General features: G+C 45.7%; 24 protein-coding genes. 13 read left to right on the top strand and 11 right to left on the bottom strand.

Annotation, left to right across the window (positions count from 1 at the left end; genetic code table 11):
• From aguA to gabT, 3 genes are read left to right on the top strand one after another with little or no spacing between them, the layout of a single operon-like run.
• The gene (gene aguA, locus OCU35_RS18425; RefSeq protein WP_261826178.1) at positions 1-1083 is read left to right on the top strand and encodes an agmatine deiminase; all 1083 of its coding nucleotides are present in this window, start codon (positions 1-3) and stop codon (positions 1081-1083) included.
• A 44-nt stretch (positions 1084-1127) separates the two neighbouring features.
• Positions 1128-2555: an NAD-dependent succinate-semialdehyde dehydrogenase gene (locus tag OCU35_RS18420; RefSeq protein ID WP_261826177.1), complete on the top strand. Its 1428-nt coding sequence runs from the start codon at positions 1128-1130 to the stop codon at positions 2553-2555.
• A 15-nt stretch (positions 2556-2570) separates the two neighbouring features.
• Positions 2571-3848 (top strand): 4-aminobutyrate--2-oxoglutarate transaminase, encoded by a 1278-nt coding sequence (gene gabT / locus OCU35_RS18415; protein ID WP_065210459.1) that lies wholly within the window; start codon positions 2571-2573, stop codon positions 3846-3848.
• A gap of 84 nt (positions 3849-3932) precedes the next feature.
• Here gabT and OCU35_RS18410 read toward each other — a convergent pair whose 3' ends face one another.
• Entirely contained in the window at positions 3933-4169 is a 237-nt protein-coding gene (locus OCU35_RS18410; protein ID WP_261826176.1) for a hypothetical protein, read from the bottom strand.
• 371 nt (positions 4170-4540) lie between these two features.
• On the opposite strand from OCU35_RS18410, the gene OCU35_RS18405 reads away from it, so the two are divergent.
• Entirely contained in the window at positions 4541-4909 is a 369-nt protein-coding gene (locus OCU35_RS18405) for a hypothetical protein (protein ID WP_261826175.1), read from the top strand.
• A 364-nt stretch (positions 4910-5273) separates the two neighbouring features.
• On the opposite strand, the gene OCU35_RS18400 is transcribed toward OCU35_RS18405, so the two are convergent.
• The 4 genes from OCU35_RS18400 to OCU35_RS18385 form a co-directional block, all read right to left on the bottom strand.
• The gene (locus OCU35_RS18400) at positions 5274-6677 is read right to left on the bottom strand and encodes an IS4 family transposase (protein ID WP_261825301.1); all 1404 of its coding nucleotides are present in this window, start codon (positions 6675-6677) and stop codon (positions 5274-5276) included.
• Between the two features lie 94 nt (positions 6678-6771).
• Positions 6772-7152 (bottom strand): VOC family protein, encoded by a 381-nt coding sequence (locus tag OCU35_RS18395; RefSeq protein WP_261826174.1) that lies wholly within the window; start codon positions 7150-7152, stop codon positions 6772-6774.
• Positions 7153-7225: 73 nt separating this feature from the next.
• Positions 7226-7630: a GlcG/HbpS family heme-binding protein gene (locus OCU35_RS18390; RefSeq protein WP_261826173.1), complete on the bottom strand. Its 405-nt coding sequence runs from the start codon at positions 7628-7630 to the stop codon at positions 7226-7228.
• 12 nt (positions 7631-7642) lie between these two features.
• The gene (locus OCU35_RS18385) at positions 7643-8620 is read right to left on the bottom strand and encodes an aldo/keto reductase (protein ID WP_261826172.1); all 978 of its coding nucleotides are present in this window, start codon (positions 8618-8620) and stop codon (positions 7643-7645) included.
• Between the two features lie 116 nt (positions 8621-8736).
• Here OCU35_RS18385 and OCU35_RS18380 point away from each other — a divergent pair, with 116 nt between their 5' ends.
• From OCU35_RS18380 to OCU35_RS18340, 9 genes are all read left to right on the top strand, one after another.
• Entirely contained in the window at positions 8737-9618 is an 882-nt protein-coding gene (locus OCU35_RS18380) for a LysR family transcriptional regulator (RefSeq protein WP_102484501.1), read from the top strand.
• A gap of 151 nt (positions 9619-9769) precedes the next feature.
• Positions 9770-10246, top strand: coding sequence for a hypothetical protein (locus OCU35_RS18375; protein ID WP_017028578.1), 477 nt, complete (start codon positions 9770-9772; stop codon positions 10244-10246).
• A 219-nt stretch (positions 10247-10465) separates the two neighbouring features.
• Positions 10466-11704, top strand: coding sequence for a cytosine permease (gene codB, locus OCU35_RS18370; protein WP_261826171.1), 1239 nt, complete (start codon positions 10466-10468; stop codon positions 11702-11704).
• A 9-nt stretch (positions 11705-11713) separates the two neighbouring features.
• Positions 11714-12991 (top strand): cytosine deaminase, encoded by a 1278-nt coding sequence (locus OCU35_RS18365; protein WP_261826170.1) that lies wholly within the window; start codon positions 11714-11716, stop codon positions 12989-12991.
• A gap of 520 nt (positions 12992-13511) precedes the next feature.
• Positions 13512-13826 carry a hypothetical protein gene (locus OCU35_RS18360; RefSeq protein ID WP_017031873.1) on the top strand — a complete coding sequence of 105 codons (315 nt, stop codon included), beginning with the start codon at positions 13512-13514 and terminating at the stop codon, positions 13824-13826.
• A gap of 60 nt (positions 13827-13886) precedes the next feature.
• Positions 13887-14333 carry a GNAT family N-acetyltransferase gene (locus OCU35_RS18355; protein WP_261826169.1) on the top strand — a complete coding sequence of 149 codons (447 nt, stop codon included), beginning with the start codon at positions 13887-13889 and terminating at the stop codon, positions 14331-14333.
• A gap of 354 nt (positions 14334-14687) precedes the next feature.
• Entirely contained in the window at positions 14688-15251 is a 564-nt protein-coding gene (locus OCU35_RS18350) for a hypothetical protein (RefSeq protein WP_261826168.1), read from the top strand.
• Between the two features lie 13 nt (positions 15252-15264).
• Positions 15265-15744 (top strand): hypothetical protein, encoded by a 480-nt coding sequence (locus OCU35_RS18345; protein ID WP_065210467.1) that lies wholly within the window; start codon positions 15265-15267, stop codon positions 15742-15744.
• A 146-nt stretch (positions 15745-15890) separates the two neighbouring features.
• Positions 15891-16517, top strand: coding sequence for a heme-binding beta-barrel domain-containing protein (locus tag OCU35_RS18340; RefSeq protein WP_102321630.1), 627 nt, complete (start codon positions 15891-15893; stop codon positions 16515-16517).
• A 56-nt stretch (positions 16518-16573) separates the two neighbouring features.
• On the opposite strand, the gene OCU35_RS18335 is transcribed toward OCU35_RS18340, so the two are convergent.
• The 6 genes from OCU35_RS18335 to OCU35_RS18310 form a co-directional block, all read right to left on the bottom strand.
• Positions 16574-17758 carry an MFS transporter gene (locus OCU35_RS18335; protein WP_261826167.1) on the bottom strand — a complete coding sequence of 395 codons (1185 nt, stop codon included), beginning with the start codon at positions 17756-17758 and terminating at the stop codon, positions 16574-16576.
• 128 nt (positions 17759-17886) lie between these two features.
• Entirely contained in the window at positions 17887-20043 is a 2157-nt protein-coding gene (locus OCU35_RS18330) for a c-type cytochrome (RefSeq protein ID WP_261826166.1), read from the bottom strand.
• Positions 20040-20654, bottom strand: a complete 615-nt coding sequence (locus OCU35_RS18325; RefSeq protein WP_026012812.1) for a cbb3-type cytochrome c oxidase subunit II — start codon at positions 20652-20654, stop codon at positions 20040-20042. Before OCU35_RS18325 ends, OCU35_RS18330 begins: the two co-directional genes overlap by 4 nt.
• A complete protein-coding gene (gene ccoN / locus OCU35_RS18320) occupies positions 20651-22063 on the bottom strand; it encodes a cytochrome-c oxidase, cbb3-type subunit I (RefSeq protein WP_017031881.1) in 1413 nt (470 codons plus the stop codon). The genes OCU35_RS18325 and ccoN overlap by 4 nt, the downstream gene beginning before the upstream one ends.
• Positions 22064-22074: 11 nt before the next feature.
• Positions 22075-22398, bottom strand: a complete 324-nt coding sequence (locus OCU35_RS18315; protein WP_017028590.1) for a c-type cytochrome — start codon at positions 22396-22398, stop codon at positions 22075-22077.
• A 200-nt stretch (positions 22399-22598) separates the two neighbouring features.
• Entirely contained in the window at positions 22599-25103 is a 2505-nt protein-coding gene (locus OCU35_RS18310; RefSeq protein WP_261826165.1) for a molybdopterin oxidoreductase family protein, read from the bottom strand.
• Between the last annotated feature and the right edge of the window lie 213 nt (positions 25104-25316).

Here is a 25316-nt window from a genome sequence, read left to right as displayed (position 1 = left end):
ATGAAACTCACCACCACACCAAACAGTGATGGGTACTACTTCCCAGCGGAATTTGAAGCCATTGGCGAAGTATGGCTGGCTTGGCCAGATCGTCGAGATAATTGGCGTGATAATGCACTGCCAGCGCAGAAGACCTTTGCACGTATTGCGAATGCAATATCCGAAGTCGTACCTGTAAAAATGGCGGTCAATCAGGCTCAGGTTCTACAAGCTCGTGAATGGCTTAAGCCAGAGATCAAGCTGTTTGATATTCCATTCAATGACGCTTGGATGCGAGATATTGGCCCAACAATCGTTGTTAACGCCGAGGGAAAGCGCCGAGGTATTAGCTGGAAGTTTAATGCATGGGGTGGTGAGTACAACGGCTTATATGATGATTGGAGTCATGACGATCTGGTCGCTTCTAGTGTGTGTGAAGCTATTGGCCTCGATCATTACAATGCGCCGTTTGTTTTAGAGGGTGGCGCAATCCATACCGATGGCGAAGGGACGCTTTATACTACTGAAGAGTGTCTGCTTAGCCCAGGGCGCAACCCTGAACTGAGTCGTCAGCAAATCGAGAGTAAGCTGCAGCAATATCTTGGCATTGAGAAAGTGGTCTGGGTGCCTAATGGCTTGTTCAACGATGAAACAGACGGTCATGTAGACAATCTACTGCACGTGATTGCTCCGGGTAAGGTCGTGCTGAGTTGGACTGATGATCCACAAGATCCGCAGTACGCTTTATCACGCGAGGCAGAGAAGAGTCTTTTGGCTCAGCGCGATGCGAAGGGAAGAGAGGTTGAAATCATTCGCCTTCCTACACCGGGCCCTCTGTTCTACAAAGAGGAAGAGGCGTCTGGTATCGAGGCCAGTGAAGGAATGACTCGAGAAGCGGGTGAGAGGCTGAGTGCTTCGTACGCCAACTTCTTGATGGTAAATGGGCATATCTTTTTGCCATTGCTTGATGAGTCGACGGACGAGATAGCAATCAACACCCTACAGAACGCATTGCCAAATTATCGAATCGTCGGTATTCCCTCAAGAGAGGTGTTGCTCGGCGGAGGCAATATCCACTGCATTACGCAGCAAATACCCGCGTAACGACTGATGCTACGCACAAACACAAAGGATTAGAGGTTAGTTCTATGCACCTTATCAAAAACAAAAAGCTGCTCTCTTTTATGGTCACGAAGTCAGACAATAGCATTGCCGTTAGCAACCCAGCGACCGGGGAGTGTATTGGTTATGCGCCAATAACGTCAAAAGATGAGATTCTTGATGCTATTGAACGCTCTAAGTTGGCCCAGCAGTCTTGGGCTCAGCAATCAGCGAAAGCACGTTCTGCTGTGCTACAGCAGTGGTATCAGTTGCTTGTGGAGAATCAAGATGACCTTGCTCGTTTAATGACGCTTGAGCAAGGTAAGCCGTTCCCTGAGGCAAAAGGGGAGGTGATGTATGGAGCAAGCTATATTCAGTGGTTTGCAGAAGAAGCAAAGCGTACCTATGGCGAGACTATTCCAGCGCCAAGCGGGGATAAACGCCTTCTTACCATTCGACAGCCAGTCGGTGTAACAACAGCGATTACGCCGTGGAATTTCCCTATTGCGATGATTACACGCAAAGCCGCGCCAGCTTTAGCTGCGGGATGTAGCATGTTGATCAAGCCTGCGGAGGATACGCCACTGTGTGCGTTTGCTATTGCAGAGCTGGCTTATGAGGCGGGTATACCAAGAGATTTATTGATCATAGTGTTAGGCAAAGAGGCAGCAGAGGTCGGGGATATCTTCACAACTCACCCGTTGATACGCAAGCTTTCCTTTACCGGCTCTACCCGTGTTGGTCGACTCTTGATGCAGCAAAGTGCTCAGGATATAAAACGTACTTCTATGGAGTTGGGCGGTAATGCTCCTTTTATTGTGTTTGATGATGCTGATATCGATAGCGCAGTAGCTGGAGCTATGGTGTCTAAGTTTCGAAACGCGGGACAAACCTGTGTGTGTGCCAACCGATTCTATGTGCATAGCAAGGTTTATGATGCGTTTGTCGAAAAGCTCGATGAAGCCGTTCGCGGCCTCAAAGTTGGCAATGGCTTGGAAGACGGCATCAATATTGGGCCTGTCATTAATCAGGCAGCAAAAAACAACATTCAATCGTTGCTAAACAAGGCCATCGAACAAGGTGCACAGCCAACGTCACCGGTACAAGACCTTTCGGGTTTGTATCTTCAACCAGTGGTGCTGAAAAATGTTAAGCATAACATGGATATCGTCTCTCAAGAGATCTTCGGACCTATTGCTCCAGTGATCAGCTTTGATACGGATGAAGAACTTATCGAGATGGCTAACGATACGATCTACGGCCTAGCTTCCTATTTCTATAGCCAAAACGTGCACCGTGTTTGGAAAGTAACCGAAGCGCTGCAATACGGCATGGTCGGCATTAACGATGGAATAATTTCTACAGAGGTCGCGCCTTTTGGCGGGGTCAAACAATCAGGTATTGGACGTGAAGGTGCTAAGCAAGGCATTGATGAATACATGGACATCAAATACCTGTGCTTCGGCGGCAATTAATAAAGGGATAGAACAATGACTAATCAACAGCTACACCAAAGAAGAAGCCAAGTTATCGCCCAAGGCATGGGCGCTGTATACCCACTCTATGTAGAGCGTGCTGAGAATGCACATGTGTGGGATGTAGAAGGAAATAAGTACATTGATTTTGCCGCTGGCATTGCAGTAACCAATACAGGGCACTCTCACCCTAGAATTACTGAAGCTGTAAAAAATCAGTTGGACAATTTCTCTCATACTTGTGCCATGGTGACCCCTTACGCTCCCTTTATTGAACTTGCTGAAAAACTGACTCAATTGGTTCCAGGCGACTCTGAGAAGAAAGCGATCTTCTTAACCACAGGTGCTGAGGCTGTTGAGAACGCGGTGAAGATTGCTCGCGCAAAAACTGGACGTAGTGGTGTTATTGCATTCAAGGGTGGCTTTCACGGCAGAACCAATCTGACGATGGGACTCACAGGTAAGATTGCACCTTACAAAGCAGGCTTTGGTCCATTCCCTGGTGAGATCTTCCATGCGCCTTACCCTAATGCATTCCATGGTATTACCGTTGAGCAAAGCATGCAGGCACTGGAAGATTTGTTTAGCTGCGATATCGAGCCTTCACGTGTTGCTGCGATTATTTTTGAGCCAGTGCAAGGCGAGGGTGGTTTTTACAAAGCGCCGGCCGAGTTTGCACAGGCACTGCGTCAGCTATGTGACAAACACGGCATTGCACTGATTGCCGATGAAATTCAAACGGGCTTTGCGCGTACAGGTAAGATGTTCGCAACAGAGCACTTGGGCATTGAACCGGATATGATGACCTTAGCTAAGGGCATTGCAGGCGGTTTCCCTATCTCTGCTGTTGTAGGTAAGTCTGAAATCATGGACGCGGCGCAACCAGGCGGTTTAGGCGGCACGTATGCAGGTTCACCGTTGGCGTGTGTCGCTGGCTTAGAAGTTCTGAAGATCATTGAAGAAGAAGACTTGTGCAACAAGGCGAAGGGTATTGGTGAGATAGTCAATGCTCATATGACCAAGCTTCAGCAGCAAGTTCCTTCTATCGGTGAGGTTCGTACTATTGGCGCGATGATGGCCGTTGAGTTTACAGACCCTCAAACCGGCGCCCCTCTTCCAGAAGTGACCAAAGCGGTCATTGGCAAGGCTCAGGAAAATGGCGTTATCTTGCTATCTTGCGGCGTGAAGGCAAACGTTGTGCGCTTGTTGCCACCGTTGACCATAGAGTCAGAAGTGTTGGTTGAAGGCCTACAAAAGCTAGAGAATATTATCTTAGAAGTGACTCAGTCTTAGATTGTTTCTTGCTTAAAGCGGTAGCATAAAACTATTGATTAGAGCCCAGTTCATCACTGGGCTTTTTATTATCTATACTTCAGATCAGTTCGATATTGACGAAATCATCGCCTCTCTGCGTACCTCTAAGATCTCTTCAATCATGGCGCTTTTAGCCTTCATACCAAAGTGGTTCGCATAGTTGTGGATCTTACTTATCTCTTCCGATTTCAGCTGATACACCTCTTGTTTAAGGCGCGCATTGGCTTCGCTTTTGATCAAGCCTTGCTGCTGAAGTAGTTGAATAATTTGCGTATCTAATGGGTGTTTTTTCTTAATCATAGGGTATTGAGTCAAGTTATTAGAAGGTGAAACTTATCGTTCTTATTGTGTGTGAGGCATGTTATGAGGCATTGATTGCAGATACGTGATGCTAGCGTTGCGTTTTTATTTATGTCGTTCTATCTGTGGATTTCGCTCACAAAAAATACGGAGATTAGCTTTGCCGAGCTTATAAAAAGCACTGCAGTCTAAAAGCAATTATTGCCGCAAGATAATGACTTAGATTGATATCTGATATAACTCGAATTTGAATGGTTTCGTCCTACAAAAGGTATTCATTAGCGGTAGAAGATATGGGGTAATCTGTGTGAAATTAGAGCGATTTATAAGTTGAATGCTCTGCAGACATATAAACATCTTAGGTATTTTCTATGAAATTAAAGGCAATGTTAGCGTCGCTTTTGCTTATGCTCGTGTTCACTGGATGCGCCAAAACCACTGTGGTAACCAGCGATCAAGCGTCAAAGGTACAAGTGCTGTATACGGTACCAAGTCAGCAGCCCTATGAAGAGTTAGGGCTAGTTTCAACCCAAACAGGACAAACCATTTTTCATGACAGAAGCAATGAAGGCATGTTGATTAAGCTACAAGAAAAGGCTTATAAAATGGGTGCAGATGCCATCATAGTGCGATCGGTTGATGAGAGCACATGGGGCTTTGTGGGTGATAACAGTACGGGGTATACAAAGGGTAAAGCTACAGCTGTTGCAATAAAGTTTAAGCAGTCTCCAAAGTCCTGATTTTCATCAGGATGACGCAAGGTTCCGCCGAAGCCGATAATTGACGTCATATTTGAGAATACGGAGTTGTGGTCCAGTATACCGGCCCGGCAGAACCTTAGGGTACACATAATTGACTAAGGCATCCTCTAAGATCCTGATTTTCATCAGGATGACGGTACCTTTTTTTGCTGTTGGTAAGTCATACTAGAAACATAATAATGGCGTCATTCTGGAGAATACGAAGTATTCATCCAGAATCTTGGGGCGCACATTATTGACTAAGATATTCTCCAAGATCCTGATTTTCATCAGGATGACGACGCTTATTGTGTATTCTGGTAGCTGGTAGCTGGTAGCTGGTAGCTGGTAGCCTGTCTCTTGATCACAAGTCGAGTCCTTTGAGCATTTCATAGGATTCGACTAGTTGCATTAGCTGTAACCAGCCATCCCATAATGCTACAACTCCCACACGACCATTCCGTTTACTATCATGCCAGCGACCTAACTTGGCGAGGGCGTAATATCCCCAATGCAGTGAAGGGGGCTCTGTTGGTATTGGCTTAGTTTTGTGCGCCGCTTTCCATAGTATTTTCCAACTGACGTTACTGAAATAAACCGTGCATGGAATATTCTTCGCCTCTTCCTTGTTTTGCGTCAGTTCCCGTAACTGAAATAAACGTACTGCGATAAAGGCTTGAATAACGGCTACACGACGTAAATTATCACGACTTTGCATACGCAATCTTTCTACTTGTGTACCTTCTGATTTCCAGATTTTATGAAACTCCTCTATGCGCCACCTTAGTTCGTAGTAGCGAGCTATTTGACGAGCTTCTTCGGGAGTTGTCACTGGTTCGGTCGTATAAAGTACCCAGCGTAATTTACCTTTTTCGCCGTTGGGTTCGACTTCTTGGCAGACCACGGCATTTACAGTAATAGTGGCTTCTGCTTTAGCGCGTTGAGGCTTTTGCAACGTCACCGATGTATGACTCAATGCTATCGTTGCGGTTCGCGCTCGACGTCCACCTTTCTGTTGAATATCTATGGTGTAGTGAGCGCTTGGTTCAAGGGCATCGAGTACTGTAAAAAGCTTTTCATCAAAGCCGACTAAGCGTCGATTGTCGCTTGCTCGTACGACAAAACGGTGACCTTGACTGATTTGATAGTCTAGGTATTCGTACATATCCGCTTCGCGATCACAAACATCAATGACATTGTCGAGTGTTTCAAGTCGTGATGAGAGTTGTTCAACATTATGTTGCCATTTATAACTCTCTTTTTCGCTACGCTCTCTGCATTGTAATTGATGGGTTTGTTGTACTTGCTTACTTTGTCGGTACCAATAATGTTGATAAGCCAACCCAAGCACTTGTTCACTCTGAGCATCCAACATCAATGTGGAATGAGCATAGAGTGTTCGTCCTTTATTACTGTGGCGGGTGTCGCTCCCTGAATTGACTTCGCCGAGTTCTTCACAAACAGAATGGCGGTAGCTCAGACCAGTAGTATCTTGGAGTGCTAAGACTAAAGGGCGCTGACGAACTAACTCGTCAGTTTGAGTGTACCCAGCCTCAGCAATGGCTTCGGGGCTGATACTATCGTTACGAATGAAGCGGTAAGCACCTTCGATACTGGCAGGGTCATCACAAGAACGACTCACCGATTTACCAGCGTTTTTAGCTAGATCACTGGCTACTTTAACCAGGCGGTTAGTGCGACGAGGATCGCCAAGCTGTGCACGACCAAAAATAAATTCAGCCCAGTGCTCAGAGTTGGAAGTAAACATAGAAAGTGTGACCTAATAAGCTAAAAGAAGTATTAGATCACACTGAGATTAGATAACAAGACTTGTGTATGAAAGTCAGGCTGGTAGCTGGTAGCTAGTGCATAGAGTGCAAGCCAAACATATTGCCTTCGGTATCTGTGGCTAGCGTCATAAAGCCGTATTCACCAATGGCCATTTTTGACTGTTGGATGCTACCACCAGAGCTAACAACTCTCGTTTCCTCTATGGCGCAGTCGTCACAAGAGAAATAAACCAAGGTTCCGCCAGCACCGGCTGATACGCCATTCATCTTAGCCAGCGCACCTGTAGCGCCGTACTGCTCCATGTTAGATGGAAAGCCCCACATTTCGATCTCATTGGCCGCAGGGTTATCCATTTTTTCTAACTGAACGTTAAACACGCTTTGGTAAAAAGCGATAGCTCGCGGCATATCATCAACATAGATTTCGAACCAAGCAACGGGATTTTTAGCCATGACTCCATCTCCTATAACTGTGTTTGCGTTTAAGCTTATGCACAAGTTGGGAGAATGTCAGTGTTGAACGGGTTTAATCTGATGTCAGCGAGAATTGGATCAGTACTTGCTTTGCAAGGGCTTCATCGTCACTTTCTGAAAGCCCACTGATACCAATGCCACCAACAACCGCGCCGTCTTGTTCTATTGGCAGGCCGCCCATGAAGCCGGTGATCTTAGGATCAGTCCAGTAGCTGAGTTGTTTACCCGTTTCTCGAGCCCACGCTCCTAGGTTGCCAGTTGGCTGTCTATCTCTAGCTGAGGTATAAGCCTTGTTTTGCGCAAGCAAGCCCGCTTGTACGCTAACGCCATCCATGCGTGAAAATGCCACGAGCTCCCCATGGGTGTCGCAGACACTGACAGCAATGGTGACCTCTTTCTGTGTGGCGATTTGCTCAGCCTTGTTGAGCAGTTGATGGGCTATCTTGTGGCTTAACATGTGTTGCTCCTTCTATGGGATCTCGTTACCTAAGCTCTTTTCAAGCAAGGTGAACCATTGGCCATGAGTTAGCTTCACTTGATTGACCTGTGCACACGCCTTGATTCTATCCAAGTTCGTTGTGCCGATAACAGGCTGAATGTTAGCTGGATGGCGCGTTAGAAACGCAAGAACAATGGCTTCACTGCTGACACCGTACTCTTCGGCAAGCTGGGCAACATATTGAGCGGTACTGCGCACAACCGCACACTCATCATTAAGGCCTCGTTGGCTGAATTTTCCTTGAGCTAGAGAGCCCCACGATTGCAACTGAACACCATTGGCTTGGCAGTATTCAATGGTGCTAGTGTCAAAATCAGCATGTTGACCTTGGTGGTTCTGAGCCATGATGCCACCTTGTACAAAATCCAGTTTTGCGAGGCTCATTTCCAGTTGGTTGATCACCAAGGGCTGATCTAGCGCGGATTGAAGATAGCGCATCTGATGCTGGTTCATGTTGGAAACGCCAAAGTGTTTCACTTTGCCTGATTGATGCAGCTGGGCAAAGGCTTGAGCCACTTCGTCGGTTTCCATTAATGGGTCAGGGCGGTGAAGGAGTAAGGTATCCAGGTATTCGGTGTTAAGGCGACGAAGAATATTCTCTACCGATTCCATGATCCATTGTGATGAAAAATCATAGCGCTTGGCTGCATCATGGTCTGCAAAGCGAATGCCACACTTTGACTGGAGATAGAGAGAGTCACGAAGACTCGGGTCTTGTTTGAGTACCTCGCCAAAGGCTTGCTCTGCTTTACCAAAGGTATAGATATCAGCGTGGTCGAAAAGGTTAATGCCACTTCCAAGGGCAGTATCAATGATGGTGCGAGTTTGAGTCACATCGCTTGAGCTTACTGGTGCATTGTTCCATCCACCACCCAAACCCATACAGCCATAAGATAGCTGACTGACGTTAGGGAGATAGGTAGCAAGTGGCAGGGCTTTATTGTTCATTGTTGGCTCTTTTAGTCGTTAGATGAATACATTCTATTGTTCGCAACGAAAATGATAAGAGCCTGTCTACGAACTCATTGTTCGTTATAATGAATAAAGTGATAGATGGAGGGCGAATGAACGAACATAAACGAATAGAGCGGTTGATGCTCTTTGTTGAGCTAGGCAGACAACTTAACTTCTCTCGAGCAGCGGAAGTCCTTGGTATTTCAAGAAGTTATCTTTCGGAGCAAATAAAGAAGCTAGAGAGTGAGCTTCAGGCGCCATTAGTAATAAGGACAACACGCAGCGTACGTTTAACTCCGGAGGGAGAGCGAGCGTATCAACAAGGGTTGAGCATTCGTAGCGCTGTGCTTGATCTCGAGAGAAACCTCAATAGCGAACACAATGAGATTTCAGGACTGCTGCGTCTTACTGCGCCAAAAATGTTTGCGGAATCCATCTTGATGGGGCTTTGTCGAGCGTTCAAACAGCGGCATCCCGAGATAACATTTGAAATCAACTCTAGCTATCAGTCATTTAATCTCAACCAAACGGATATCGATCTAGCGTTTCGCGCCACTCAATCCCCCCCTGAGGATATGGTGGCCTATCGGTTGTTTGATTATCAGCACTGGCTGGTGGCTTCGCCTAAGTATTTGCAAAGCTTTGGCGCGGTTAAACGAATTGAAGATCTTGAAAATCATCAATGCTTAACGACCTTACATCAGAGAACTTGGCCATTGAAAACGACAGAGGTAGAAGTAAGCGGCTGGATGGCAAGTAATGACAATCGTATGCTTCGTGAGTTTGCATTAAAAGATGAGGGCATTGTGCGTATCGCCAGCTATTTTGTTGAAAACGATGTGAAAAATGGGGTACTCGAACAGGTACTGGCAGAAGAAACCTCTGATGCGTTCAACTCTTTATATATGGTGTATCCGCAGCTGATTTACCCATCGGCTAAATTGAAGGCATTTGTTGAGTTTGTAAAACTTAACGTCAACACAAGTCAGTGAGGATCGTGATGGTAGGGTGCGCGTTATCCGATACTAAATTTATTTACAGTGTAAATGTTCGGCAAAATCGGGATAACAGTAATTCGTGTAGGGTACGAATATATGATAGAGTCTTGAGCATCATACTTGATAGGTATTAGACGGGATTATTATGGCGAGAATTACCCAGAAACAAAAAGAAGAAAACCTAGCTAAATATAACGCGCTGATTGTAAAGGTCTTCCTTGCAGAAGGTTGGGAAAGCGTTACCTATGACCGACTAGCAAAAGAGACGGGCCTAAGAAAGAGTACCTTGCAGGGTTACTATCCTTCAAACCGTGAGTTTTCGATGGCATTGCAAGGCAAGATTCTACCTATCATCATGTCCTGTCTTGATTTCTCATCGCGAGAAGCATTCATTCAATCTTGGGAGAAGGGGCTAACCGAAACTCAGTTCTCCATGGTGATCAGAATGTTTGTGGCGAATGCAGCCAAAACAGAGTCTAACCCTTCAACCCAAAGAGGCGTTTTGAAGCTCATCGAGATTATTTCAGAGCACCTTCCGGATGAAGACGCTCATGAGATGATTGATTTGGTTATGGGTAAGTCCGTTATGCGACTATTGTTTGATGCAGAGGTATCAGCGTAGTTTTTAGTGCCACGAACGCTTCTACGCCTAAAACTAAAAATAAATTTTCGAGATATGTAACTTGCTGTTTCTTAATGTTTTTGTGATATATAACTTCTGAGCAAACGTTTAGCTAGTTAAAAACTCATTGACTCTGTGGTTTATATCAACATAATACCGCCCGTTTGCGTGAAAATTGCGCACACATAATTTTTTTGAATGTGTAGTACGGAGAGTAAAATGGCGGGCGACAATAACTATAGTCTTGGGCCGGTTCCAGCCGAGGCAAGAAAAGGTATGGCATCATTAACCATGGTGATGTTAGGACTGACTTTCTTCTCGGCGAGTATGTGGACTGGTGGTTCACTGGGCACTGGGCTTAACTTCAACGACTTCTTCCTCGCTGTTCTCATCGGCAACCTTATCCTCGGTATCTACACTTCTTTTCTTGGCTACATCGGTGCTTCCACCGGACTATCTACTCACTTATTAGCGCGTTTCTCTTTTGGTACTAAAGGCTCTTGGCTTCCGTCAGCACTGCTGGGCGGTACTCAAGTAGGTTGGTTTGGTGTTGGTGTTGCAATGTTTGCTATCCCAGTGCAAAAAGCGACAGGCATTGATACCAACGTTCTTATCGTCATATCTGGTCTACTGATGACAGGTACAGTTTACTTCGGTATCAAAGCGCTAATGGTGCTCTCTGCCATTGCGGTTCCTGCGATTGCGGTGCTAGGCGGTTATTCAGTATTAACCGCTGTGGACAGTGTTGGCGGTCTTGACCAGCTACAACTTATCCAGCCAGAAACCCCTATCGATCTCTCAGTTGCTTTGGCTATGGTAGTCGGTTCGTTTATTAGTGCTGGTACCTTAACTGCTGATTTTGTCCGTTTTGGCAAGAAAGCATCGGGTGCGGTTGTTATTACCATGGTTGCATTCTTCATCGGTAACTCGCTAATGTTTATCTTTGGTGCAGCGGGCGCTGCAGCAACGGGCCAAGCGGATATCTCTGATGTGATGATGGCGCAAGGCTTATTGCTTCCTGCGATTATCGTGTTGGGCTTGAACATCTGGACCACCAACGAAAATGCGCTGTATGCATCAGGTCTTGGTTTCTCAAATATTACCGGTCGCTCAAGCACCATGCTGTCAATTATCAATGGCTTGGTTGGCACCATCTTCGCGCTGTGGCTGTACAACAACTTTGTTGGCTGGCTGACTTTCTTGTCGCTAGCAATCCCACCAATCGGTGGCATTATCATTGCTGATTTCATGATGAATAAAAAACGTTATAAAGACTTCGCTAAAGTAGAGTTTGTTGCGGTAAACTGGGCAGCAATTATTGCTATGGCAGTTGGTGTTGCATCAGGCAAATTCATCCCAGGTATCGTGCCATTGAATGCGGTATTGGGCGGTGCGATTTGTTACTTGATTCTTAACCCGTTGCTTAATAAAAAATCCCTGACGGAACAAACGGCTTAAAGGTAATTTATGAGCTCATTATTAATCAATAATGCACGACTTCCAGGAAAAGTAGGCCTGCAACAAATCCTGATTGAAGATGGCAAGTTCGCACGTATTGTGAATGCTACCTCAATCGTTGATTTTGATGGCAAGACTCTGGACGCCGAGGGTGGTATTGCGGTTGCTCCTTTTTGTGAGCCCCATATCCATTTAGATGCGACTCAAACGGCGGGTGAACCAAGTTGGAATATCTCGGGCACTTTGTTTGAAGGTATCGAGCGCTGGGCAGAGCGTAAGCAAACCCTGACCATGGAAGATGTGAAGTCTCGTGCTAAGCAGACCTTAAAATGGCAGATTGCCAACGGTATCCAACACGTTCGTACACACATTGATGTTTCAGACCCGACGCTACTCGCTCTGCGTGCGCTGGTAGAAGTGCGTGAAGAGATGAAAGAGTGGGTGGACATTCAGATAGTTGCCTTTCCTCAGGAAGGGATTCTTTCTTATCCAAATGGTAAGGAACTGCTTGAAGAAGCGGTGCAACTTGGCGCAGACGTCATAGGTGCGATTCCACACTTTGAATTTACCCGTGAATATGGTGTTGAGTCACTGCATTACATCTTTGAGTTGGCACGCAAATACGACTGCCTGATTGATGTGCATTGTGATGAGATTGATGATGAGCAGTCACGCTTTGTCGAAACTCTGGCAGCGCTTGCTCATAAATATGAGATGGGCGATAAGGTTACTGCTAGCCACACTACAGCAATGGGTTCGTACAACGGCGCGTACGCGTCTCGCTTGTTCCGTTTATTGAAGATGTCAGGCATTAGCTTTGTGGCTAACCCGCTAGTGAACACTCACTTGCAAGGCCGATTCGACGACTATCCTAAGCGTCGCGGTGTGACTCGTGTGAAAGAGATGCTTGAAGCAAACATCAACGTTTGTTTTGGTCACGATGACGTATTTGACCCATGGTACCCATTAGGCACTGCGAATATGCTTCAGGTGCTGCATATGGGACTGCATGTTACGCAGGTAATGGGTTACGACCAGATCAATCACTCTCTAGACTTGATCAGCACTAACTCAGCGAAAGCGTTAAACATTCAAGAACACTATGGTATCGAAGAAGGCAAACCAGGCAGTCTTCTTATCCTACCAGCGGAAAATGGCTTCGACGCGGTTCGTCGTCAGGTACCCGTACGCTACTCTGTGCGTCATGGTCAAGTGATAGCTGAGACACAGCCCGCACAAACGTCAATTCACCTAGACGAAGAAGAAGCGGTAACGTTTAAGCGTTAATCCCTAAACCTCTTGAGTTAAAAGCCAGATCCCTCGATTTATCGAGGGATTTTTACATTACACTGTAGTTTACTTCTTTTATCCCCCTAAATGAGCCAGCACGACCCTTTCTAATATTTAAGAATGCTGTTTTTGAAGTACTTGAAGTAATGGCAAACGCATAACAACTAATTTGCTGGTCATCTGCTCCCTTAAAGCCAGAGTAAAAACAGATTATTGAGAGAAACAAAGGTTTAAAAGACTGACTTTCAATCACGGTTACGCACGAATCTGTTGTGCGAAATTTCTAAGCTATTGAATAATGAAGAAATAAAAGAAATGCTTTGATTCATAGTGTGCCTTGAATCGAAGGCAATGTGTAATTGCATGACTTTCAACTAAAAAACTAGATCCATACTATATGATATGGCTATGTTTCAGTTGGTTAGGTGAAATGTTTGGGATATGCTGAATATATGAATTCGTGCTGGCACGATATTCAAATGTTATGTGCTTGAAGTGGAAATAATAAGGGCATTCAATGAAGTTCAATCATTTAGGTATACCAACAACAGAACGGTTCGATGGTGAAATAGATTTACCTCATTTAAAAATGACAGTGTCTGACCATCAAAATAATCCCTATGGGATCCAGTGGCAGCGTTTTTGGACTGATGCTCCATATCCAGAGTTGGTAAAAACAGTTCCTCATGCCGCTTTTGAAGTTGATAATTTGATGGATGAGATTAAAGGTAAAAAAGTCATAATTGAACCTAATTCACCAAGCGAAGGCTTAATTGTCGCCTTTATTGAGGTAAACGGTGCTCCAGTTGAATTAATGGAATATTCCAAATAATTGGTTTGGAAAGTTGGTTGTCAGCACGTGTTATTGCGACGTTGGCTTACAAGGGAAAATATGGAACATCGACAATATAATCCTGAATTTAAGTCTATGTGTTTGGATCTTTTCGATAGTAATTTGGGAGTTTTCTTTTATGCATCAGAACGTCAGGAATTTAGTGACTATTTAGATTCGTTAAATAAGGATTCTTCTTATTTTATTGGTATTCATGATGGCTTGGTTGTTTCTTGTGGTGGAATTAACGAAAGCTCAGACAAAGCGGGCTTAACTTGGGGAATGGTTCACAGGAATCACCATGGTAGTGGGTTTGGTACTAAACTCACTGATTTTCGACTATCCAAAATTCGAGAAAACGGACAGATCAATGTCGTACTGATAGAAACTTCGCAGCATACACAGGGTTTTTATTTAAAGCGTGGCTTTACGCAAACCAAAGTCGTTAAAAATGGATTTGGGAAAGGCATAGACTGTGTGTCTATGGAATTAAACATTACGCGTTGAGATAGTAAGCTAACAAAACTAAAGTCTGATTCGCAAACGCGTGCCGACTCGCTTTCGCTCAAACATAGCACCCGTTCACCCTCCGCTTATAGTGACACTAGTGTTGCGCAAAGTGGCCTGCTTTACATTAAATGCCAGTTTCCTAACTTTCTGTAATTCATGAAGTTTTAACCATATAAGCAGTGACATTACTTAGTCTTCACTCTAGTCTAAAGAGAGACCAATATCTGTTCTCGAATGAAAGGGTACGCCATGCTAAGGAAAGCACCGTTCGCGTTGTTGTTTGTCAGTCCAATGAGCTTGAAAAGCAGTCTAATTAGTCGATTCGTTTTACTCTGCATACTAACGTACCCTATGGCCGTTTTTAGTGATGACAGTGTAGTAAAGCATGTAGAAAAATCGGTGTTGGAGACAGATGCTATACCTAGTGGCGACACAATTTGGCTATACACAAATAAGGACGCTGAGCGAAAAGAAACCTTATACCGCGCCCGCTTTGTTACCCAGATGACCACCACTTGCTTGTCCAAAATTGATTTCTCTTCGCCACAGGTTCTTGATCAAATAAACCGTAAAACGAAATTTATCGAAGAAGATGGGCAACTCAGAGGAGAGCGCCCTGCAGGACTGTTAACCATCACCTTTGATACTGATATTGAAGAGTCCGATTCTTTGACACAAACACCGGCTTATTTCTCTGTTAAACAGCGTCTATACAACTACAATATGTTCGTTGAAGAGGCGAGGTTTAGTTTTGTGCTTTCGCCAACCACAGCAAGCAGTATGCTGGTGGATGTTAGTGCAAGCAATCGAGTGAGTAGTGGCATTCCTGGATGGGTCAACAACATGTTTCAGTCCAATGTAGAAGACAAGGTTCTGCATTTTCAGAGTGCCTTAATCAGGCTTTGCTCAAAATAGGGAAGATAACATTGTGGGTGCAGAATCTTATTGGTTGATTGCTCTTGCTATGGCTGGGCTGAGTGTGTGGAAAACCTATACTGGCCCTGCATTGGCCGGCTTTCTCTCGTTAAGCTATCCAGAGATGTTCATGTTTAATGTGCTTCCTGCAATGGTTGCTGGTGGGTTTGGTTGGTACTTCGGTACGGTATTGCATCTTCCTTTGCCCTTTCGCAAACAGGTTCGTTTTCGCCCAAAACTTCGTAAGTTCCTCAGGGCATGGAATAACTACGGGCAAGTCAGTATGGCTTTGTTAGCCCCCATTCTCATTGGTATTCCACTATTTACTTTGGTTTCCCGCAAGTTAAAACAGCGCTTCGCAACGACTTTCCTACTGCTTTTTCTTTCGATATTACTGTGTAGCGGTATTAGCTATTTTGGATTTCTGCTGTTTAATTGGCAAGAATATATCGCAATAGATACTTTGCTCCCTAATAGTGTAACCACCCATTAGCTTAGTGAGCTAACCATTTTTTTTCATTAATTATTTGTTGCAAATTATAGTGATTATCGTTCAGGGAGTTGATAAGGATTAACTTTATTAGAGGCTTGCTACCGTAACCTGATTTGAGTGTTAATTAATCAAGGAACGAAAGCAGTATGAAATTTAAGTCGATTGTCGCACTCTCATGTTTGGCGTCTTTTGGGGTTATGGCAGATCATGAGCACACCATTATCGATGGGCTAGACTTCGGTCCTTTAGCTCAACTAGTGGGCACTTGGAAATCGGTTGAAAGTGGTGGGGTAGATATCTCTCCTGCGCAAACTGGCACTCCACAAGGTGAAGGGGCTCCTGCTATTACGCCTTTTTATGAAGTGATGACCTTTGAAGTTGCGGCGGACGCGGTGAATGCCAGTGAGCAAACCTTGGTCGCTTTGTACTACAAGCAAGAAGTCTTTCGCAAGGCTGACGATTCAAAATTCCATGATCAACGTGGCTACTTTATTTACGATAAGGACAACCAAATCGTATACAACTCTTTCTGTGTGCCAAGAACGACCTGCGTAACGGCAGAGGGTGTAGCAGGCAATGAAATGACACTTAAAGTCTCGGATCGTGGCATCGCTGAATCAAACTATATGTTGAACAATGCCTCTACGACGGACTTCTCAATGAGCATCAAGGTCGATGGCGATACATTAACGTACTCGCAAACTACGTCTCTTGATATCTACAACAAGTCATTTGCGCATACAGATTCATCGGTACTAGAGAGAGTGAAGTAGTCATCGATTTTTCTTAGCTTGTTCAAGGGCAGTAGCACTGCTGCCCTTGTTTTTGCTTAGTTTGGATAGCGCTGCTTAATAGACGCTAAGTTCAAAACTAGGTTGCCGACAAATAGAATAACAATAGATGCAATCAAAACCTGGGTAGGTTCGAAAGGAAGCTTGGCGGTAATGGCCGGAGTTGCACCCGCCACAAAGGCTGAGATGCACCCCACCATTGAACTGGCCGTCCCGGCTTTTTTCGATACCAATGAGAAGGCATACACAAAGGTGTGGATATAGATAATCGAGGCGGTAAAGAAGCAGATTGCGGGAAAGGCTATAAACATCCAACTCTTTGCACCTAAGGCGAGATAGCAAATTCCAAGCACTACTCCACTGCCAATTCCTAGAGCATAAATCCGCATCAACCAGCGTTTATTCCATCGCTCTTTTGCCAGCAACCATCGGTAGAACAATTGACCGCCAAGCCAAAACAGACCCATAAGTAAGCTCACTTGACCGTAGAAATCCGCAGATTTGTTAAAGCCTTCTTGAAAGATATAAGTAGCAAAGACATTGAAGGATGAGATGATGGCATACACCATACCTGCAGCTATGGTCAGCCTGATAAATTGATCTTTGGTCAACACATATGAGTAGCTGTCGATAAGGGTGCTGAGATTAAAGCTAATGCGCTCCTTGATAGTCTCTGTGAGCACGATAGTGACAAAAATTGAGATAATACCGCTCATAGCTGCCAAGAAATAAAAGACCGACTGCCAGCCAAACCATGACTGGAGATGTCCTCCTATAAAAGGCGCAACAATAGGCCCCATGGCCCAGACTAAGCCTAGTGTCGCAAAGTGTTTGATTAGCTCTTCTCCTTCAAACACATCAGCAAAGACTGCTCGCCCTATGACGCCAAAAAATCCCGCACAGAACCCTTGTATGACCCGAAGAATAACAATCTCATTCAGGCTCGAAGCATGCGCGCATAAAAACAGCGAGACACTAAATAAAATGGCACTAACAGAGCAAAGCCACTTTCGGCCAAGCACGTCAGAGATATAACCTGACAGGATTTGAGTGACCGCATAGGCCATCAAATATGAAGAGACGATTAGGCTACCGGAATGAGCACTCTCGCCAAAGTGCTGAGTAATCGCAGGCAGCGAAGGCACCATGATGTCCACTGCAAACCCGAGAGTGAGGGTGAGTGCAAAGACGGAATAAAAACACGTTTTTTGCAGAGCATTCATTAACTGGGCAACTATTGAGGGCGACTTTTCAGTATAGGAGAGATTGTTGAGAAATAAGGGCAGTTGGGCTGACTATAAAAAAGAGGTCCCGACACATTGCCGAGACCTCTGGTTCGCTGCGTTGAAAACTATTTGATATTGATGTTTCTATCGCGCTGGTCGTACATATCAGGTGTGGTGTGAACCCCTCCTGCGTAACCGGCTTTTTCAAGGGTCTCTCGCACGTTTTTCACATCCTCAGCGGTGACGACTACGTCTCTTGCTCCTAAGTGATAGCGTACGAAGGTAATCAGTTCCGCTAGTTGCTGATCTGATAGCACGTCCTCAAAGCTTGCCATCGGCATGAAGTTCTTGTCTTCGACCAAATAGGTGGGCTCTAAGCCACGCACGGTAACCGCTATGGTATTGAATGGGTCACGGTGCATGATGATGCCGTTATCGAGCAGTGCCGGCGCTATTGGATCTCGCCCTTTACCGTCTTCGCCGTGGCAAGCACCACAGGTTTGTTGGTAAACAGGATAGATGTCAGAGTTGTAGGCACTGTCATCAAATCCTTTAGGTTTTAACACAACTGCATCAGGACTAATGAAGTTATCCGTATCCCCTTTTATGAGGTAGTAAGACATAGATTCCACGTCTTCTCTGGTCATCAGACTGAGGCTGTTTTTCACGACATCCGCCATTCCGGCAAAGGCAGTACCTTTCGCTGAATGTCCGGTATGTAGAAAATCAGTCAATACCTCGACATCCCAACCGTCAGTGTAAAGCTCATTAGAGGTAATATCCGGGGCATTCCATCCGTCGATGAGGTTACCTTGGAATATACGGTCAGCAATGATGGCCTGAGCAATGTTTCGCGGAGAGTGACATTCAGAACAATGTCCAAGGCCAGCGACCCAATACTTGCCCTTCTGCCATTTTTCTACATCGTCCACGCTCTCTTTGATCTCGGCTGGGACTTCATAGGAAAGTGGATTGGTATCCATGAACACAATATTCCAGCTAAGCAGTCCCAATCGAATGTTTGACGGGAAGATCATGCTGTTGTCATCGTTACGCCTTGGCACTGCAGTGATCGATTGTAGGTATTCCCACATGTCGAGCATGTCCTGGTCTGTGACGTATTGATACGAAGTGTAGGGCATAGCGGGGTAGAGATAGCCATGACGACCTTTACCATCAACCAGAGCCGCCTTGAAGTCTTCAAAGTCATACTCTCCTATACCCTCGCTCGCATGAGGCGTGATATTGGTAGAGTAGACGGTACCAAAAGGGGTCACGAAGGGCAGGCCACCTGCAAAGGGTTCACCGCCCTCAGCACTATGACAAGCTACACAGTCACCCGCGTGAGCGAGATATTCACCGCGTTCAATAGCGTCAGCGTCTAAACTTGCGATCTTCTCATCCCAATCTAAACGCGACTTGGTGATCATAGCGCCGATCGCTAAGATCTGGTTGCGTGACAACTGCCCTTCAAAGGCTGGCATGACGTTATTGAGACCAAAACGAATAGTATGTTGGATCTCTTCGATACTTCCGCCGTGAAGCCAAGTGTCATCAGATAGGATGGGTACGCCCAACTCTTGATTGCTGATTGACCCATCGCCATGACAGGCAGAGCAGTATTGAGTGAAGAGCTGCTTACCTAGCTCGACCTTAACCGCTGGCACATTGGAGTGACGTTGATTTAAAGAAGCCAAGTAGTAAGAGAGCTTAGCGATCTCATCTTCGTTGAGAACCTCGTTATAGCCCGCCATCGCGCCATTGCGACCTTTCTCAATGGAGTGAATGATGGCCTCATCACTGCCGCCATACATCCAATCGTTGTCGATGAGATTGGGGAAGTGCTTTTGACCTTGGGCATTGTCCCTGTGACAAGCTGCACAATGAGTTTGAAACAGCATTCGTCCTGAGGTGGTAATGGCTTCATTTTGCGCAAGGCTCATTAATGAGGTGTCGGTGACAGTGGCGAATTGTTCGTCCAATGTTGTGCTCGGGGCGCTTAACTTGTCGTCACTTTGCTCCCAGTCCACCAAGCCTTGCCAATTGCCAAGCCCTGGGTACAGAATCAAATAGCCAACGGAGATAGAGAAGGCAATAAAGTAACTGATGAACAGTAGCTTAGGTGGCGGCGCATCATTTTCATCGATGCCATCAAAGGTCGCCAGTGATTTGTTAGCGTCCGCTTCATGGTTTTTGCGCCAATATCTAACGACAATCCCCACCATTAACACAAGGAAAACGACGGTGCAGATAACGGCCCATAAGTTCCAGAAATTACTCATTGAGTTACTCCTTCTGCCGTATCAACCCCTAGGCTTTGCAGGTAACGTATTAATACCTCGCCCTTGGTTTTTCCACGCACCTGCAGGCGAGCATTAGCGATTTCATCTTCACTGTAAGGTACACCTAATGTACGTAGGGTGAGCATTTTGTCAGTGATGTCATCGCCCGAGAGTTTTTGTTCAAACAGCCACGGATAAGAGGGCATGATAGAGGTCGGTATGACATCTCTTGGATTAACTAGATGCAGTACGTGCCACTGATCCGAATATTTTCTTCCCAGGTTAGTGAGATCTGGGCCAGTACGTTTTGACCCCCAAAGGTTTGGAAATTCGTAGATATCATCCGGCTCTTGGTTGGCCCTGCCGTTGCGTTTAACCTCAGGCTCTAAAGGGCGTACCATTTGCGTGTGGCACACATGACAGCCCTCGCTGATATAGATATCTCTGCCTGCAACTTCTACGGCAGTGAGTGGTTTTGCCATGCTATTGGCTGCAAGTTCTGGTCCTCGGACAATATTGGGCACAATCAGCACCAATATTGAGAAGGACGCAACAACTATGGTCGCTATGATGAGAATAACGACCGATTGAGTGAAGTCTTTACTCATTATGCCGCCTCCCTTTTAAGCACTAGCTTGGGCATTTTGACTGTCTTATACAGGTTGTACACCATCAGTAGCAGGCCAAGTACAAACAGTGCCCCACCAAAGAATCGTAAGAATAACCAAGGCGCTTTGAAGTCCATGGCTTCAACGAAGCTGTAAACCAGTTCGCCATTTTCACTTTGTGCGAGCCACATATAGCCTTCACCGATACCTGCCACCCATAGTGCGATGGCATAAATAGCGACACCGGCATGTGCCAGCCAAAAGTGCCACTTAATCAGTCGTGTAGAGTACAGTTTATCTTTGCCCCACAACTTCGGAATGAAGTAGTAGAAAACCGCAATACCGGACATTCCCACCCAACCAAGTGCACCAGAGTGTACGTGACCGATAATCCACTCAGTGTTGTGTGCAAGCATGTTGAACCAACGAATCGCCAGCAATGGGCCTTCAAATGTGGCTAAGCAGTAGTAAAGAATGGCCGAAAAGAAGAACAGCATAATGTAGTCATTTTTCAGCTTCTCTTTGTTTTGCAGCAGTGTCATAGCACTGTTGAATGCACCACCCCAAGAGGGTAGCCAAAGGATCAGCGACATCACGATGCCGATGTTTTGCACCCATATTGGGACAGAAGAGTAGATAAGGTGGTGAGTCCCTGCCCAGGTATAGAAGCCAACCAGTCCCCAAAAGTGAATGACAGAAAGACGGTAAGAATAGATAGGTCGCTCGGCTACTTTTGGGATGAAGTAGTAGTTCATGCCTATGACACCAGCAGTCAGCAGGAAGCCCACCGCATTATGACCCCACCACCACTGAACTATGGCATCTTGAGCGCCCGCAAAGACAGAATAAGACTTCATCATTGAAGCAGGGAGCGCTAAATTATTGACCACAAAAATCAGGGCGATAACAATAATAAACGCGGCAAAGAACCAGTTGGCCACGAAGATGTGATTGACCTTTCGTTTCGCTAACGTGCCAAAGAAGAGGATGGCGTAGAGGACCCAAACCAATACGATAAGTAGGTCAATTGGCCACTCTAATTCGGCATACTCTTTTGATGTGGTGTAACCCAGAGGCAGCGATAGAAGCGCGAGCAACAACACCAATTGCCATCCCCAAAACACCATCCATGCGAGACTTTTATTGAATAAGCCACATTGTCCGGTGCGCTGGGCGATATATAAAGATGCACCCATTAATACGTTGACGACAAAGCCGTAAATAACGCCGGAGGTGTGCAGTGGACGCAGTCGGCCAAATTGGAAGTATTCAGAGTCGAAATTGAGTATGGGCCAGTAGAGCTGGGCGGCGAGAATCACACCGATAACCATGCCTAATACCGACCATATTACGGACGCCACAACGAAGTATTTGACGACCTTGGTGCTGTACACCGTGGTTTCGTTTTCCATCAGAGAGTCCTTTACTGCTGAGTGTCTTGACCAAGTTGGGAGAAGTAGTAAGAGATATCTTCAATATCTTGATCGGTGAGGGAATCTGCTTGTTGCTGCATTAAAATGGCGAGTCCACTGGTTCTTTCTCGCGCTTTGTAATCTTTCAATGAGGAAATGAGGTATCCCATTTTCTGGCCGCGAAGGTTCGGGTAGGGATCAAGGGTGGAAATGCCATCTTCGCCATGACAGGTCATGCAGACTTTGGCTTTGGCTTTGCCCACTTCAAACTGTGCATCTTCTTGTGCATAAGCGGTTGCGCTTAAACCTAGTATTGCTAGTAACAGCACTTTCATCGGTGTAAATCCTTTTCCGATCCTCTTTTCGAACGAAAGAGAGGTGTTGACAGATGTAGCCCAAAGTATAGTTAACCATTTGAATAAGGCGTTGCTTTGGTTAATTTTTTGTACGCACCTGAATAGGAAAAGGTTTAGTTAATCAAGGCCAAGCACCCTATAAGTAAGAATTTTAGGGTGCTTGGCGATGACTACAATGTTTATGCCGGAGTTAAGCTTTGGGGGTCGTTTGCCAGAGTTTGCATGATATCTGAAGCGTTTCCTTGCTCATCTGTTTGCAGGTACAACTCAATGAGCCTTGTCACCTCCCAATCAGCAAAGCGCTCTTGCACTGACAGTAGTTGGGTCGGTTTGTCATTGTCCAAAATTAACCACTGGGCTTGGCCTTGATGGGATTCGGAGCTGATCAGGCGTTGGTCATCTACTTGCAAATAGCCTTTCAACTTAGCTGCAAGCTCACTCATGGGTAGGACTGATTCAATTCGATATAAATAGCCACCTTGAACCTTTTGTCGTGCCCAGTAATCCATGTCATTCAAATCCAGAGTATCTTTGGAAATGAACACAGCGCAGCTGACACTAGCAAATGAAGAGATCGCGACGGCGGAATGCTTGAATTCAGGTTGCCCAGACAATTCATCGGTGGTGTTGGCAATCAGTGCGCAAGGTTTACTGTTTTTAGAGGTGGTCTCGTTCCAGTGTATCGGCATAAACAGCTGTGATGGGGAAACCTCAGAAGTCACCTTAGCTCGCACTAACGCCTCTCCTTGGAGGTTAGACACCTTAGCCAACTGACCGTCCAATATCTGGTATCTTGACGCCGTATCAGGATGCACCTGTACAAAGGGTTCAGTGGTGTGTTCTGCCAATTTAGGGGACAAGCCCGTTCTAGACATGGTGTGCCAATGGTCTCTAACCCGACCGCTGTTTAGGATCAATGGGTGTTTGGCATCTGTTTTGGCTAATGGAGCCTGGTAGTTAACCGCAACAAATCGAGCTCGCTTATTAGGGGTATAAAATTGACCATCGCTGAACAGCCTCTGATTGACCACTTGGTGTTGAAGCTCTGTCACTGGCCATTGCTGAGGTTTAAGCTGGCTATAGCCCTTGTCGTCTAGCTGGGTTAAACCAATCAAATTAAGGTCTCGCTCAAAGTTATCATTTCCAAGAGTCGTCAGCTTGGCGTACTCAGAAAATATCTCGCCCTCATGTATGTAGTCAAAGGCCTCTTTAAACCCCATTCTATGAGCAACCTGACTGATGATCCACCAATCGGGCTTTGCCTCTCCGGGGCTAGGTAGAATACGTCGCTGCCTTGAAATTCGGCGTTCGGAATTCGTCACAGTACCAGATTTCTCACTCCACCCTTGAGCAGGCAAAACTACATCAGCCAAGCGACTGGTTTCGGTATCGGCAATACAATCTGACACGACCACTAAGGGGCATTTTTCCAGCGCAGATCGTATCTTGTCGGAATTAGGCAGGCTGACCATAGGGTTAGTGGCCATGATCCACACCGCCTTTATTTTCCCCGAGTCTATGGCATCAAACATGTCGATGGCTTTCAGGCCAGGCTGTGTGGCTAGGGTGTCCGTCTGCCAGTAATCACTGACGAGTTGCAGGTGCTCTGGGTTATCAAACTCCATATGTGCGGTAAGCGTATTGGCTAATGCGCCAATTTCTCGTCCGCCCATAGCGTTGGGCTGTCCAGTGACAGAGAATGGTCCGCAGCCGGCTTTACCTATTTTACCTGTGGCAAGGTGACAGTTAAGGATGGCGTTCACTTTATCAGAGCCGCTACTGGACTGATTCACTCCTTGAGAGTAGATAGTGATTACCTTGTCTGTGTTGGCAAATTCGCTGTAAAACTGAATTAATTGTTGCTCGGTAAGTCCTGTGACCTGTTCTATATTTTGCTCTGAAAGTGCAGCGTGAATTGTCTCTTCAAAATGATCGGTATGTGATGAGATAAACTCGTGATCCAGAGAGTCCTGCTGGATAAGATGCGCAAGTAAACCATTAAACAAAGCCACATCTGAACCCGACTCTATAGGCAGATGGGTATCGGCAAGCTCACAGGTATCGGTCTTTCTTGGGTCAACCACGACTATCTTTAACGAAGGGTTTTCTTGCTTGGCTGTGCGGAGTCGTTGAAATAAAACAGGATGGCACCAAGCTAGGTTTGACCCCACAATCACCACCAATTCTGCTTGCTCGAGATCTTCATAGCAAACGGGAACCGTGTCGCTACCAAAGGCTCGCTTGTGCCCGACAACAGAAGAAGCCATGCAAAGGCGAGAATTACTATCGATATTAGCCGTCCCCATAAAGCCCTTGATGAGCTTGTTGGCAACATAGTAATCCTCGGTTAACAGTTGTCCTGAAACATAGAATGCCACGGAGTCTGGGCCGTGTTCTTGGATAGTTTGTGCAAACCGCTCTGCGACCATTGTCGTGGCATCTTCCCACGACAATGCTTTATCACCATGGTCAGTTTTTTGGGTTGGAGATAACAGGCGACCATCATGAATAACCGTTTCTCCTAGCGCTATCCCTTTGGTGCACAACTTGCCATAGTTTGAGGGATGTTCCTTATCTCCGCGTATCTCCAGTTCCCCGGAATGCTTCGGTCTGGCTTCGATTCCGCAACCAACACCGCAGTATGCACAAGTGGTTTTGATCCATCCTTCATTATGTTCAGTCATGGGCGTTCCCTTTCATGTCTTAAGCTCTAATCTCTATTACCCTGCAAAAATCAAACCAAAGCCTCAAAAAAAACACTATTCAAAAATTTAACAAACAAAACAATGCGTTATATTTACATCTACCACTAAAGTGGTATGAAATTATTGCTTTAATATGCTCGTTGTGATTGTTCCTGCACCATTTTGATCAATTTTGCACCGTGAATGGACATA

Origin of the sequence: Vibrio breoganii (genome assembly GCF_024346795.1) — a bacterium.
GTDB classification, from domain to species: Bacteria; Pseudomonadota; Gammaproteobacteria; order Enterobacterales; family Vibrionaceae; genus Vibrio; species Vibrio breoganii.
Note: the sequence above shows the minus strand (reverse complement) of the source record. Positions and strands in the feature narration are given on the sequence as shown.